This window comes from Leeuwenhoekiella sp. ZYFB001, from assembly GCF_011784865.1.
Classification (GTDB): Bacteria; Bacteroidota; Bacteroidia; order Flavobacteriales; family Flavobacteriaceae; genus Leeuwenhoekiella; species Leeuwenhoekiella palythoae.
In genome coordinates, this window is the sequence record NZ_CP050460.1 from 2786408 (window position 1) to 2799628 (window position 13221).

General features: G+C 39.5%; 14 protein-coding genes. 11 read left to right on the plus strand and 3 right to left on the minus strand.

Going from position 1 to position 13221, the window contains the following annotated elements; genetic code table 11:
* Positions 1 to 16: 16 nt before the first annotated feature.
* The 3 genes from HCN54_RS12080 (at position 17) to HCN54_RS12090 (ending at position 3074) form a co-directional block, all read left to right on the plus strand.
* Positions 17 to 589: a thioredoxin family protein gene (locus HCN54_RS12080; protein WP_167597993.1), complete on the plus strand. Its 573-nt coding sequence runs from the start codon at positions 17 to 19 to the stop codon at positions 587 to 589.
* A complete protein-coding gene (locus HCN54_RS12085) occupies positions 590 to 1243 on the plus strand; it encodes a uracil-DNA glycosylase family protein (RefSeq protein WP_167597994.1) in 654 nt (217 codons plus the stop codon). It abuts the gene before it with no gap.
* 73 nt (positions 1244 to 1316) lie between these two features.
* Positions 1317 to 3074 carry a M14 family metallopeptidase gene (locus HCN54_RS12090; RefSeq protein WP_167597995.1) on the plus strand — a complete coding sequence of 586 codons (1758 nt, stop codon included), beginning with the start codon at positions 1317 to 1319 and terminating at the stop codon, positions 3072 to 3074.
* Here the strand turns inward: HCN54_RS12090 and HCN54_RS12095 are convergent.
* Complete coding sequence (locus HCN54_RS12095; protein ID WP_167597996.1) at positions 3042 to 3665, minus strand: NUDIX hydrolase; 624 nt, start codon at positions 3663 to 3665, stop codon at positions 3042 to 3044. The genes HCN54_RS12090 and HCN54_RS12095 overlap by 33 nt on opposite strands.
* A gap of 7 nt (positions 3666 to 3672) precedes the next feature.
* On the opposite strand from HCN54_RS12095, the gene pyrE reads away from it, so the two are divergent.
* Both pyrE and HCN54_RS12105 read left to right on the plus strand, forming a co-directional pair.
* Complete coding sequence (gene pyrE, locus HCN54_RS12100; RefSeq protein ID WP_167597997.1) at positions 3673 to 4326, plus strand: orotate phosphoribosyltransferase; 654 nt, start codon at positions 3673 to 3675, stop codon at positions 4324 to 4326.
* A gap of 41 nt (positions 4327 to 4367) precedes the next feature.
* On the plus strand, positions 4368 to 4760 hold the full coding sequence (locus HCN54_RS12105; RefSeq protein ID WP_167597998.1) for an SRPBCC family protein: 393 nt from the start codon (positions 4368 to 4370) through the stop codon (positions 4758 to 4760).
* Here HCN54_RS12105 and HCN54_RS12110 read toward each other — a convergent pair.
* Positions 4757 to 5485: a biotin--[acetyl-CoA-carboxylase] ligase gene (locus HCN54_RS12110; protein ID WP_167597999.1), complete on the minus strand. Its 729-nt coding sequence runs from the start codon at positions 5483 to 5485 to the stop codon at positions 4757 to 4759. The genes HCN54_RS12105 and HCN54_RS12110 overlap by 4 nt on opposite strands.
* An 85-nt stretch (positions 5486 to 5570) precedes the next feature.
* On the opposite strand from HCN54_RS12110, the gene rsfS reads away from it, so the two are divergent.
* The 6 genes from rsfS to HCN54_RS12140 all read left to right on the plus strand — a co-directional run bounded on the left by rsfS (position 5571) and on the right by HCN54_RS12140 (position 10371).
* A complete protein-coding gene (gene rsfS, locus HCN54_RS12115; protein ID WP_072983443.1) occupies positions 5571 to 5942 on the plus strand; it encodes a ribosome silencing factor in 372 nt (123 codons plus the stop codon).
* Between the two features lie 9 nt (positions 5943 to 5951).
* Positions 5952 to 7925 carry an ATP-dependent zinc metalloprotease FtsH gene (gene ftsH / locus HCN54_RS12120; RefSeq protein WP_167598000.1) on the plus strand — a complete coding sequence of 658 codons (1974 nt, stop codon included), beginning with the start codon at positions 5952 to 5954 and terminating at the stop codon, positions 7923 to 7925.
* Between the two features lie 107 nt (positions 7926 to 8032).
* Entirely contained in the window at positions 8033 to 8647 is a 615-nt protein-coding gene (locus HCN54_RS12125) for an LUD domain-containing protein (RefSeq protein WP_072983438.1), read from the plus strand.
* 1 nt (position 8648) lies between these two features.
* On the plus strand, positions 8649 to 9452 hold the full coding sequence (locus HCN54_RS12130; RefSeq protein WP_072983436.1) for a phosphatidate cytidylyltransferase: 804 nt from the start codon (positions 8649 to 8651) through the stop codon (positions 9450 to 9452).
* Entirely contained in the window at positions 9442 to 10095 is a 654-nt protein-coding gene (locus HCN54_RS12135; protein ID WP_167598001.1) for a phosphatidylserine decarboxylase family protein, read from the plus strand. Before HCN54_RS12130 ends, HCN54_RS12135 begins: the two co-directional genes overlap by 11 nt.
* A 6-nt stretch (positions 10096 to 10101) precedes the next feature.
* Positions 10102 to 10371 (plus strand): acyl-CoA-binding protein, encoded by a 270-nt coding sequence (locus tag HCN54_RS12140; RefSeq protein WP_072983432.1) that lies wholly within the window; start codon positions 10102 to 10104, stop codon positions 10369 to 10371.
* Between the two features lie 27 nt (positions 10372 to 10398).
* Here the strand turns inward: HCN54_RS12140 and HCN54_RS12145 are convergent, their stop codons facing one another.
* Positions 10399 to 13032, minus strand: coding sequence for a valine--tRNA ligase (locus HCN54_RS12145; RefSeq protein WP_167598002.1), 2634 nt, complete (start codon positions 13030 to 13032; stop codon positions 10399 to 10401).
* Positions 13033 to 13221: the final 189 nt, after the last annotated feature.

Here is a 13221-nt window from a genome sequence, read left to right on the forward strand (position 1 = left end):
AATTAGAAATAACAGTATGGCAAGAATACCTTCAAATATGCTTCCGTTAGGAACTCAAGCTCCGTTTTTCACGCTTCCTAATCCACTCACTAATAAACAAGTGACGCTTACTGAGGTTGCCGGTGAACGTGGAACGGTAGTAATGTTTATTTGCAATCACTGTCCTTTTGTAAAGCACGTGAATGACGAGGTTGTCCGCATTGCCAATGATTACCGTGTGCTGGGTTTTGGTTTTGTTGCTATAAGCAGTAATGATGTTGAAAATTATCCTGAAGACAGTCCGTGGTTGATGCGGGAGACCGCAAGAAAATACAATTTTAGCTTCCCTTATTTATACGACGAGACGCAGCAAACGGCTAAGGATTATGACGCTGCGTGTACCCCTGATTTTTATTTATTTGATGCGGAATTAAAACTTATATATCGCGGTCAGTTAGACGATTCTCGCCCAGGAAACGGCATTCCTGTAAACGGAAGGGACCTGCGTGAAGCTCTTGATAATGTGTTTAATAATCGTCAACAAAACGAACTTCAAAAGCCCAGTTTAGGCTGTGGGATCAAGTGGAAGCAGGACGCAAATCCTTCTTAGATGTTTGAGCACACACATCCCTATCCTCCTTTTAATCTTGAACACGCAACCAAACTCATTGTAGGCACGTTACCGCCTCCGCGGTTTACTACAGGTGATTTGCTACCAGAAGATGTAGATTTTTGCTACGGAAGTAAAAACGGAATGCTGTGGCCCATTCTCGATCAAATTTTTGATCTGGGTTTGGTTTATGAAAATACTGCTCACGCCATTGAGCAGCGCTCCCATTTTCTCAAAAGCCGCAACATTGGCGTTTGTGATATTGTAGCTGCTGCAAAACGCGAAAAAGTTGATGCTTCAGATCTAGGAATGCAAGAGGTAGAACTACGTGATTTGATAGGCTATCTTGAAAGATTTCTGCAGATCCATACGCTAATCTTTACCGGAGGCGCTAGCAAAAACGGCCCGGAGTATTTTTTTAGAAAACAACTCAAGGAACACCACTTAAAACTTAACGTTATTTCTTCAGAAGTACCGCGTATTCATCAGTTTCAAATGGGAGAGCGATCTGTAAAAACTGTTTCCTTAACTGCACCTTCCGGCGCTGCCAATCGCGCAATCGGTAGTATGAAAAGTTATAAAGAGCAAAAACTGAAAGATCCACAATTTTCAACCTTTGATTTTAGAATTCAGCAATACCGCCCGTTCTTCTAGTTTCTGAACAAAGTTCAGAGTGCAAACTTCAATTAATTAGTAATTTTAGCAATTCAACCTTTTTACAATTTATATGAAAGCATCCCTACTCAGCCTCTTGTTTCTTTTAACTATTGCCTGTGCCGAAAAACCCAAGCCCGAAGATTTTGATCTCGTAACTCCCTTTGAAAAAGGGAATGGCAATCAAACACCAACCTATGATGAGGTAATGGCTTATTATGAAGATTTGGATGCTGCTTACGTTTCGATCAAAACCTATAAAATTGGCAGAACCGACAGTGGTGAACCACTCACCTTAGTGACCTATAATACCAACCGTACGTTTGATTCAGAATTTGCTGATGCGAAAGAGGTGACGCGCATTTTGATCAATAACGGAATTCATCCCGGAGAATCAGATGGTATTGATGCGACGATGATGATGATGCGCGATCTGGCCAACGGCACGATTGAAACACCCGAAAATGTATGGATCGGTGCTATTGCTGTGTATAACATTGGCGGTGCGCTCAACCGAAATACCGGAACACGCGCCAATCAAAACGGTCCTGAAGAATATGGTTTTAGAGGAAATGCTCAAAATTATGATCTCAATCGTGATTTTGTAAAAGCTGACACCTACAATGCACGTGCTTTTGCAGAGATCTATCATATGGTAAATCCAGATGTCCTGATCGACAACCACGTGAGCAATGGTGCAGATTATCAATATGTACTTACGCATTTGTTTACACAGCACAACAAGCTGGGAGACGAATTAGGCGATTATCTTCATACAGAATTACAACCGCAATTGGAGCAAGATCTAGCCGCTAAAGATTGGCCAATAACACCTTATGTAAACGTATTTAATCAAGTTCCTGAAATTGGTTTTTCTCAATTTATGGACTACCCCCGCTACTCTACGGGTTATAGCACTTTGTGGAATACCTTCGGGATGATGGTAGAAACACATATGCTTAAACCGTATAACGATCGCGTTGCCGGAACCTATGAGTTGATGAAATCAATGATTAAGATCACGGAAAAAGATGGTGCAAAAATGCAAGCCTTGCGCAAAGCAAAAGATTCATTATACCGAAGCGGCGCGCTAACCGGACAAGCATACACGCTTCAATTTGAGATTGACAGCAGTAAAACGTCTACGCTTAATTTCTTAGGCTATGAAGGCGAACAAAAAACAAGTACCGTAACCGGAATGTCGCGTTTAAAATATGACCGCAACAAACCTTTTGAAAAAGAAGTCACGTATTACAATTATATGAAACCGGTCAGCGATGTTAGCATTCCCGCAGCATATATCATTCCGCAGGGATGGCGTCATGTGATCGAACGTTTAAAAGAAAATGAAATCGACTTTGAGCGTTTTCAAAAAGATAGCACGTTAACTGCTGAAGTATATCATATTGCCGATTATAAAACCCGCAACCAAGCGTATGAAGGACATTATCTGCATTACAATACAGAGGTTGAAACTTCAACTCAAGAAATAAAAATTAGAAAAGGAGATTACTTGGTAAAAACCAATCAGTCTGGACTGCGCTACATTATGGAGATGCTTGAACCTTCAGGGGTAGATTCGTTTTTCAACTGGAATTATTTTGACACGATTCTTCAGCAGAAAGAACACTTCTCCCCTTATGTTTGGGAAGACCGCGCCCAAGAACTACTGGATGCAGATCCTGAACTTAAAGAAGCTTTTGATACTAAAAAACAAGAAGATGCTCGTTTTGCTCAGAACTGGTACGCCCAGCTTGAGTGGATCTACGAGCATTCTGATAACTATGAAAAGGCCTACTTACGCTACCCGATCTTTAGGATTACTAATTAAGTATTCCTTCGGAAATAGAAGTTTGATGTTTTCGTAAGACATTGTCAATGCCTTCTGAGATTTTTCAAAATTTTTCCAACGTACTTTTTTGATTCCCTCAGAAGGTTGTGGTTCTAAAGGACCGCTGTAAGACGTAGTCATTTTGTACCAATAAGTTTCCTTCAGCTTAAATTTACCATTGCGCTTAAAAACGTGATAGGTTATCGTGATAAGATCGCCTAAAACTAAATCCTGACATCCGGTTTCTTCACTCACTTCACGTACGGCACATTCTTCAATAGTTTCCTTTTTCTCAAGCTTACCTTTTGGGAGATCCCATTTTCCGTTGCGTTTTATAAAAAGAATTTCAGAGTGATCGTTAAATACCATTCCGCCTCCGGCAACTACTACCGGCAACTTTTTCTTTAAAAACTTGAGCAATTTTTTACCCTTAGCGTGATATAAATTAATGTGCGTGAGCTGACCACGATTTACCTGTTTAATAATGCTTTTAATTTTTGCACGTTTTATGGGAATGGATGTGTAATTTTCGCCAATATACTTTTCAGTTGAAAGTATAATGGGCACATCATTTACAAAAACTTTATACATTTGTACCATGATCTTAAAAAAGGAAACAGCTAAAAAAACAGCTGAGTTGTTGTTGCAAATTAATGCAATTAAATTACAACCACAAAACCCCTTCACGTGGGCCAGCGGATGGAAATCTCCCATTTATTGCGATAACCGTATAACGCTCTCTTATCCGCAGATACGCAATTACTTAAGAGAGAACATTGCAAATCAAATAGAACAGCTCTACGGAAAACCTGACGTTATCGCAGGGGTTGCTACCGGTGCAATAGGAATAGGGATGCTCGTGGCAGATTTTTTAAACTTGCCTTTTGTTTATATCAGACCTGAAGCTAAAAAGCACGGGCGTCAAAATCAGATTGAAGGAAAGCTAGAACCCGGTCAATCTGTGGTGGTGGTTGAAGATTTGATCAGTACCGGCAAAAGTAGCCTTATGGCAGTAGATGCTCTAAAAGCCGCAGAAGCCAATGTAAAAGGAATGCTTGCCATTTTTACGTATGGTTTTGATATTTCAAAGTCTAACTTTGAACAGTATGGTGTTGACCTACATACATTAAGTGACTATGACCACTTACTTGAGCAGGCTTTGGATACCCAATATATTTCTGAAAAAGAAAAACTTACCTTGCAGACCTGGCGTCTTTCTCCAGACACTTGGCAGGCTGCACCTATTAAATAACAAAAAATCACAAAAATTAAATTTACAGACGTACTACAACTATGCATATAGAAAGCCCTAAAAAAACTATAGAAAAAAGTCCTGAAACCATTTACAATTTTTTGAACGACGTAAACAATTACAAAAAACTAATGCCTGACAGCATTAGTAAGTTTGAAATTTTAAATGAAAAGCGCTTTTTATTTGCCTTAAAAGGAATGCCCGATATTGTCTTGGAGTTAAAAAACAGCGTTCCTTACAACAAAGTGGTGCTAGGAGCTGCGAGCGATAAACTTCCGTTTACACTAACGGCAAACATTAAAGAGCTTACTGAAAACAGCAGCGAAGCTTCTTTTGAATTTGAAGGAGAATTCAATGCCATGATGTCTATGATGATCAAAGGGCCTATAACCAAGTTCATACAGACTTTGGCAGAAAACCTACAAACGATTTAATACAGAAGTTTTAATTCTTTTAGATCGAATGCTTTATAAAGCTCATCTTCTAGCTGAACGATGAGCTTTCCTGTTTTTGAGACTTCCTTAATGATCCCGGTAAATCTATTTCCTGAAGGGTCTTCAAAGGTCGAAGCTTTATCTCTTCTAAAAAGTTTCTGCTCATATTCAGCTTTCAAAGCTTCAAAATCTCCAGAAACTATGCGGGCTACAAACGTGTAAAACTTTTGTATCAGCATGTCTAATATTTCTTCCAGGTCAAAATACCTTCCGGTCTCAAGCGCAATAGAAGTCGCTCTGGGAGCTCTGGAAAACTGCACTTGATTAACGTTGAGTCCGATGCCAATAATCACCGCTGTTAGATCCTTTCTAATTACACTTTCTATGAGAATACCACAGATTTTTAATCTGCCTGCCAATATGTCGTTTGGCCATTTAACCGAAAGTTGTTGCAAACCTAACTGTTCTAGCACTTCAAAAACGGCTAACGAAGTAGCCATGGTGATGTAAAAAGACTGGTCTAAAGACAAGGCTTCAATGCGCTTAAACACACTAACTGTAAGGTTTTTACCCGGTTGAGCTTCCCAGAAAGCACCACGCTGCCCTCTGCCCGATCGCTGCTCTACCGTCCACACCAATACATCAGTATCGGGGTTCAATTCTTTAGTATAAGATCTTAGATAACTATTTGTAGAAGTTGTGGCATTAAGTTTGACTATTTTCATACAACAAATAGAATGGCTTAAATGTGATTACAAGAAACACTATCAAACAAAATTGTAATAACTTTGTCAGACTAAAAAAGATTTAATGGCAAAAAAGGAAGTAAGTACAGATCAATTAATAACAACTATTCTAGAAGGGATTGAGGAAGTGAAGGGTCAAAACATTGATTTATTAGACCTTAGGGAAATAGAGAACATGGTTTGTGACTACTTTATTGTATGCAATGGTACCTCAAACACGCAGGTTGCCGCTATTGTCAATTCCATTCAAAAAACAGTAAGTAAAAAATTAAAAGATAAGCCCTGGCACGTAGAAGGTATGCAAAATGCAGAATGGGTTTTGATGGATTATGTGAATGTAGTGGTTCACGTATTTCAAAAACACATCAGGGAGTATTATGATATTGAAAGCCTTTGGGGAGATGCCAAAGTAACTTCAATTGAATCCAACTATTAAAAAAATTCGATGGCAGAAAAATCTAAAAAGCCCACCCCAAATAAGCCAAAATTCAGTGCTTGGTGGATATACACAGCAATCATTCTTGTTTTTTTCGCAATTAATTACTTCAGCAATAGCTCTGACTATGGAAGTCCTAAAGAGATTTTACAAGATCAACTCGTTACATTTGCAAAAGATGGGGATATAAAGCGAATAGACATCAATAAAACCTCGAGCAATCAGGTTGCTTATATCTATTTGACTGAGGACGCAAAATCTAAAGAGAAACACAGTAAGCCAGCTGACAATGGTATGAATGTATTTTCTAATACCGGTGGCGCTGATTACGAGTTTCGCTACGGTACCTTAGAGAATTTCGAAAATTCACTATCAGAATTAAAGGCAGAAAATGATTTTCAAATACAATACCTGCGACCTGAGAATAATTATTTCGGAGATATTTTACTAACTCTTCTACCTATAGTTGTGATTATCGGTATCTGGATCTTCATTATGCGAAGAATGTCTTCTGGAGGTGCTGGTGGTGCCGGCGGACAGATTTTCAACATAGGAAAATCTAAAGCAAAACTTTTTGACGAAAAGACTGATGTTAAAACATCCTTTAAAGATGTTGCCGGTTTAGAAGGTGCAAAAGAGGAAGTTCAAGAAATTGTAGATTTCTTAAAAAGTCCGGATAAGTATACTAATCTAGGTGGTAAAATTCCTAAGGGAGCCCTTTTAGTGGGACCTCCGGGAACCGGTAAAACTTTATTAGCGAAAGCTGTAGCAGGCGAAGCTAAAGTGCCATTCTTCTCGCTTTCAGGTTCTGATTTTGTGGAGATGTTTGTTGGTGTAGGTGCATCACGTGTACGCGATCTATTCAAACAAGCAAAAGAAAAATCACCTGCAATTATTTTTATTGATGAGATTGATGCGATTGGTCGTGCCAGAGGTAAAGCTAATTTCAGCGGCTCTAACGACGAGCGCGAGAACACGCTAAACCAACTTCTTACGGAGATGGATGGTTTTGGCACCAACACTAATGTAATAGTACTTGCCGCAACGAACCGTGCTGACGTACTTGATACTGCATTAATGCGTGCCGGTCGCTTTGACCGACAGATTTATGTAGATCTTCCTGATGTTCGCGAGCGTAAAGAAATTTTTGAGGTGCATTTGCGCCCTTTAAAGAAAGTTGCAGACGAACTTGACACAGAATTTATGGCAAAGCAAACACCGGGATTCTCTGGTGCTGATATTGCCAATGTATGTAACGAAGCGGCGCTTATCGCTGCACGTCAAGGTAAAGCTGCGGTAGGTCGTCAAGATTTCTTAGATGCGGTTGATCGTATCGTTGGAGGTCTCGAGAAGAAAAACAAAATCATAACTCCAGAAGAAAAACGCGCTATTGCCTTTCACGAGGCCGGTCACGCAACTGTAAGCTGGATGCTTGAACACGCTGCACCGTTGGTTAAAGTTACGATCGTTCCGCGTGGGCGTTCCCTTGGAGCTGCTTGGTATTTACCTGAAGAGCGCTTGATCGTGCGCCCTGAGCAGATGCTCGACGAAATGTGCGCCGCAATGGGTGGTCGTGCTGCTGAAAAAGTGACCTTTGATAAAATTTCAACCGGAGCTTTGAGTGACTTAGAAAAAGTGACTAAGCAGGCACGTATGATGGTAACCACATACGGATTAAATGATAAAATCGGAAACCTGACGTATTACGATTCTTCAGGTCAGAATGAATATAATTTCAATAAGCCTTATAGTGAGAAAACTGCAGAACTTATTGATAAAGAAATATCAAAAATAATTGAAGAGCAATATCAACGTGCGATCAAAATTCTTGAAGACAATAAAGATAAGTTGCACGAGCTCGCTGAAGTGCTTTTAGACAAAGAAGTGATTTTCAAAGACAACCTTGAAAAAATCTTCGGAAAACGCCCTTTTGAGAAAACACAAGAGGCCGAAGTGAAAGACACTCCGGTTAGTGAAAGCTAGAAAACACTAGTTCTCAAAACAATATAAAATCTTAACTTGACACGCTGTTGAGTTAAGATTTTTTATATTTGATAGAATCCTAAATTTAGACGAATACACACTCATTTATGAGTATTTTTAATAAGCTTTTTAAACAGAAAAGTTCATCTAGTTCTGAGAGCCCCAGCAACAAAGGTCCAGAACGCGGCAAATATATGCCAGACATTACTGCGCCGGCCGATGAACGTTTTACCAAACATTTTATACTTAATGGTGGTAAATTCTTGTATTGTATTGATATGGATGAGGTTCACGAGAGCTTTGACAATATTTTACTGGAAAACGACTGGTATGAGCAAGAAGCCTATTGTATGGACGATAAATTGCAAAAGCTTTTTGACGGTTACAATCTAGAGTTTGGCCACAACAAAGAGTCTAGCTTTTTTCTGTCTACTTGTGAAAATCTGATTGCTGACGACGGTAGTTTACTCGTTTCTTCCAATCAGATCAAAGAGAAAAAGTTAAAAGAATTACCGCAAAATTTTGTCATTTTTGCGACCACAAGCCAAATTGTAAATAATATTGGTGAAGGCCTAAGAGGTATTAAAAAGAAAAATACCGGGCAAATCCCTACCAACATCACCACCATCAAGAATTTTGAACCTAAAGAAGGTACTAAAGATTTTATGTCTTACGGAAGTAGCGCAAAAAATCTTTACTTGTTACTACTAGAAGATTTGTAGTATGCGTGAACTTAGCGTAAGAGCACTCTCGGGCTTTTTATATGTTATTATCCTACTCTTTTCTATTTTTTATTCTGAAAAATGGTACATACTCCTGTTCTTATTATTCGGGATCATCACCCTTCGTGAATTCTTAAGACTTATAGGATTTCAGTTCTGGTACACCTACCTCATTTTAATAGGCTTCATTTTATTCTTCAGCTATTATAAGCTGTCAAAACCCGCTACTTTAGTATTGTTAGGCTTGACGGTAGGCACCGGATTGTATTTGATGAAAAATCTTTTCAGCGAAAAGATCAGAAAATATAATAAGCTTCAAAAGCTACACATTACGGTTTTTTATATCATCGCAAGTTTTGTGTTCCTGACCTTGCTCCCAACCCACGGTGATGATTTTTCTCCTTACACCGTAGCAGGGCTTTTTGTACTCATTTGGACTAATGACACGTTCGCATATATTGTAGGTAAAAGTTTTGGGAGGCATAAACTTTTCCCTAGTATTTCGCCCAAAAAGACCATAGAAGGATTTTTTGGCGGACTCGTTTTTGCTTGTATCGCCAGTTATTTTATTCATAAATTTACGCATAGCCTCAACTTCAATATTTGGCTATCGCTCGCTGTAGTAATGAGCACTTTAGGAACCTTTGGCGACTTGATCGAGTCTAAGCTCAAACGTGAAGCCGGGGTTAAAGACAGCGGAACGCTAATGCCGGGCCACGGAGGCTTGTATGATCGTCTTGACAGCATACTTTTCGCCAGCCCTTTTATTTATTTGGTTTTAATAGTATTTGAATATGTTTCATAAAGAAGGATATACCATAATTATCGTAACGCTTCTGGTGGTAGCCATTGGCTTTGTTTCAACTCAAACCTGGGTAAGTCCTGTTTGGCTTCAATACGTATGCTATGCCGCGCTTGTGATTTTTTTAGTTCTGATCCTTCAGTTTTTTAGAAATCCTAGCCGCAAGGCTGCCGGAAATATAGAAGAGATCGTTTCTCCCGTTGACGGAAAAGTAGTGGTTATCGAAGAAGTATTTGAAAAAGAGTATTTTAACGAAAAACGTCTGCAAGTTTCCATTTTTATGTCGCCGCTCAATGTACACGTTACGCGTTATCCCGCAGGCGGAAAAGTAGTTTACAGTAAATACCATCCCGGAAAATATCTGGTTGCTTGGCACCCTAAAGCCTCTGAAGAAAACGAGCGCACTACTGTGGTTGTTCGTTCTACGAGCTTTGGTGATGTGCTTTATCGCCAGATTGCCGGCGCTCTCGCAAAACGTATTGTGAACTACGCTAAAGAGGGCGATGAAGTTTTTCAGGGAGAAGATAGCGGTTTTATCAAATTTGGTTCTCGAGTTGACGTATTTTTGCCGTTAGATACTCCAATTGCTGTTACGCTTAACCAAAAAGTAAAAGGAGCACAAAGCGTGATAGCAACCCTTAAGTAATTTGGTTTGACAAAAGAAGAGTTAGATAAAGCATTTCAGGCGGCATACGAGAAGGCAAGCGCCACAACCGTTGCCTTACCACAAGACATTCAACTTTTGCTTTACGCCTACTACAAACAAGGCAATCACAAAAGCAAACTTATTCCTCTTGAAAATATAAAAGAAAACGACCTGCGAAGCGCATTTAAATACAACGCGCTCATACAGATTAAAGGTCTTTCTGCCACAGAAGCAAAAAAGGAATACATTAAGCTGGTCGCTCAACATATTCCTTAGTTTTAGAATTTCTATTTAATTTCAGAATTAACTTAACGCCGCCAAGCGCTTTTCGAGTGCTTCGATCTTCGCTTCAGCATCTGCCTGTTTCTGGCGCTCTATAGCCACAACTTTTTCTGGAGCATTGTTTACAAAACGCTCGTTAGAAAGTTTCCCGGAAACTGACTTTAAAAAACCTTTGGTGTATTTCAACTCTTCGTTGATCTTAGCCAATTCAGCTTCTACATCAATAGCTCCCGTAAGCGGAATAAAATACTCATTAGCTTTTACACGGAAAGAAAGTGCACCGTCTACACTAGCGTCTGTACTTTCAATTTTAGATAGGTTACATAACTTAGTAATTACTGTATCAAAACTATCTGAAAAACCTTCGGTATTCAAAACAAAGAGCTCTAGTTCATCTTTGAACGAAATATTCTTTTCTTTACGAATCGCGCGCACTCCTGTAATAGTCTGAGCCGCCAAATCAAAATCTGCTAAAATCGCTTCATCAGGCTCAGTGATCTTTGGCCATTCATTGATGATCAAAGCTTCTTCAGGGGTACGGTCAGCGATATTCTGCCAGATCTCTTCCGAAGCAAAAGGAGTAAATGGATGTAAAATTCTAAGGTTGTTTTCTAAAGCTTCAATCACCGCATCAAAAGTGACTTTATCAATAGGCTTACCATACTCAGGTTTTACGATTTCTAGCAACCAACTACAGAAATCATCCCAAACCAACTTATAAGTAGTCATCAACGCATCACTTATACGGTATTTACTAAAGTGATCCTCGATCTCAACCGTTGCCTGCTTAAAGCGCTCGTTATACCAAGCCAATCCTTTCTTGCTCGATTCCGGCTGCGGAATAGTGTCATCAACCTCCCAACCTTTGATCAATCTAAAGGCATTCCAGATCTTATTTATAAAGCCTTTTCCTTGCTGACACAAATCTTCATCAAAAAGGAGATCATTTCCTGCCGAAGCACTCAATAATAGCCCTACGCGCACACCATCTGCACCATAATCATCAATAAGCTTCATGGCATCAGGAGAATTCCCCAACGATTTAGACATCTTACGACGCTCAGCATCACGCACGAGTCCGGTCAAGTATACATTGGTAAATGGCTTTTCACCGGTATATTCATAACCTGCCATAATCATTCGAGCCACCCAGAAAAATAAAATATCAGGACCGGTCACCAAATCATTGGTAGGATAGTAATATTTAAAATCTGCATTATCAGGATTTGCAACCCCGTCAAACACACTCATAGGCCATAACCAAGAAGAAAACCAAGTATCTAAAGCATCTTCATCCTGACGCAAATCTGTATCAGTGAGTTGCGCATTTCCGGTTTTTACTTTAGCCGCTTCAAGCGCTTCTTCTCGAGATTTAGCAACTACAAAATCCTCACGCCCATTACCGTAGTAATACGCGGGAATTTGCTGTCCCCACCAAAGCTGTCTAGAAATATTCCAGTCTCTGATGTTCTCCATCCAATGGCGATACGTATTCTCAAATTTCTTCGGAAACAAGTTTACCTCGTCTGACTCTAAAACTGCTTTGATTGCTGGCTCAGCAAGTTCTTTCATCTTTAAAAACCACTGATCAGAAAGTTTAGGTTCTATTACCGCCTTAGTACGCTCTGAAGTACCAACTTTATTCGAATGCTTTTCAGTTTTTACTAAAACCCCAGCAGCTTTGAGCTCTGCAACAATTTCTTCACGAACTACAAAACGATCTTTACCTTTGTAATGCAGACCGTGCTCATTTAAAGAAGCATCATCGTTAAAAATGTCGATCACTTCAAGTTGGTGCTTGTCGCCTAACATTTTATCATTTTCATCATGCGCCGGTGTCACTTTTAAACAACCGGTACCAAACTCAAGATCTACATATTCATCTTCGATTATAGGCACCTCTCTATTTGCGATAGGCACAATGGCTTTCTTACCCTTTAAATGGGTAAATCGATCGTCATTAGGATTGATACAGATCGCAGTATCCCCAAAAATAGTTTCCGGTCGTGTAGTGGCAATGGTTAACGTTTCATCACTGCCAGCCAACTTATAATTTAAATAGTACAAAAATCCTTGGCGCTCTTCGTGAATCACCTCTTCATCAGAAAGTGTGGTTTGCGCTTCGGGATCCCAATTTACCATTCGATGACCGCGATAAATAAGGCCTTTGTTATATAAATCAACAAAAGATTGAATAACGCTCGCTGACATGGTGTCATCCATGGTAAAACGTAAGCGCTCCCAGTCGCACGAAGCACCCAGTTTTTTAAGCTGTTCTAAGATGGTTCCGCCGTATTTATCGGTCCACTCCCAGGCGTGTTTTAAAAACTCCTCGCGAGTAAGTTCGCTTTTATTAATTCCTTCGGCTTTTAATTTAGCAACCACCTTAGCTTCAGTAGCAATAGAGGCGTGATCGGTTCCCGGAACCCAGCATGCATTAAATCCTTTAAGACGCGCGCGTCTTATGAGTACATCTTGGATCGTGTTGTTCAGCATATGCCCCATATGCAATATTCCGGTTACGTTAGGTGGCGGAATTACAATCGTATAAGGCTCTTTTTCATTAGGTTCTGAATGAAAATAGTTATGTTTCATCCAGTAGTCATACCACTTTTGCTCCACATCTTTAGAGCTATATTTTGAAGCTAATGCCATTATTGGTCTAATTTTTGTCTTTAAGAGTGCAAAAGTACTTATAATAGTAAGTATTCTGAAAAAATCCGACCGATTAAAACGTAGGGTTTTGAAAAGTTATGCTGTAAGAAAAAACTTAAGATTTAATTAAATAACTGCTACTTTTTGCACATACTTTAGAATAAGCTTACTTTTATATCTCATTAACAC

Coding starts and splice junctions, on each gene's coding strand:
- HCN54_RS12080 (WP_167597993.1), top strand. CDS start 17: ATGGCAAGAATACCTTCAAATATGCTTCCGTTAGGAACTCAAGCTCCG.
- HCN54_RS12085 (WP_167597994.1), top strand. CDS start 590: ATGTTTGAGCACACACATCCCTATCCTCCTTTTAATCTTGAACACGCA.
- HCN54_RS12090 (WP_167597995.1), top strand. CDS start 1,317: ATGAAAGCATCCCTACTCAGCCTCTTGTTTCTTTTAACTATTGCCTGT.
- HCN54_RS12095 (WP_167597996.1), bottom strand. CDS start 3,665: ATGTATAAAGTTTTTGTAAATGATGTGCCCATTATACTTTCAACTGAA.
- pyrE (WP_167597997.1), top strand. CDS start 3,673: ATGATCTTAAAAAAGGAAACAGCTAAAAAAACAGCTGAGTTGTTGTTG.
- HCN54_RS12105 (WP_167597998.1), top strand. CDS start 4,368: ATGCATATAGAAAGCCCTAAAAAAACTATAGAAAAAAGTCCTGAAACC.
- HCN54_RS12110 (WP_167597999.1), bottom strand. CDS start 5,485: ATGAAAATAGTCAAACTTAATGCCACAACTTCTACAAATAGTTATCTA.
- rsfS (WP_072983443.1), top strand. CDS start 5,571: ATGGCAAAAAAGGAAGTAAGTACAGATCAATTAATAACAACTATTCTA.
- ftsH (WP_167598000.1), top strand. CDS start 5,952: ATGGCAGAAAAATCTAAAAAGCCCACCCCAAATAAGCCAAAATTCAGT.
- HCN54_RS12125 (WP_072983438.1), top strand. CDS start 8,033: ATGAGTATTTTTAATAAGCTTTTTAAACAGAAAAGTTCATCTAGTTCT.
- HCN54_RS12130 (WP_072983436.1), top strand. CDS start 8,649: ATGCGTGAACTTAGCGTAAGAGCACTCTCGGGCTTTTTATATGTTATT.
- HCN54_RS12135 (WP_167598001.1), top strand. CDS start 9,442: ATGTTTCATAAAGAAGGATATACCATAATTATCGTAACGCTTCTGGTG.
- HCN54_RS12145 (WP_167598002.1), bottom strand. CDS start 13,032: ATGGCATTAGCTTCAAAATATAGCTCTAAAGATGTGGAGCAAAAGTGG.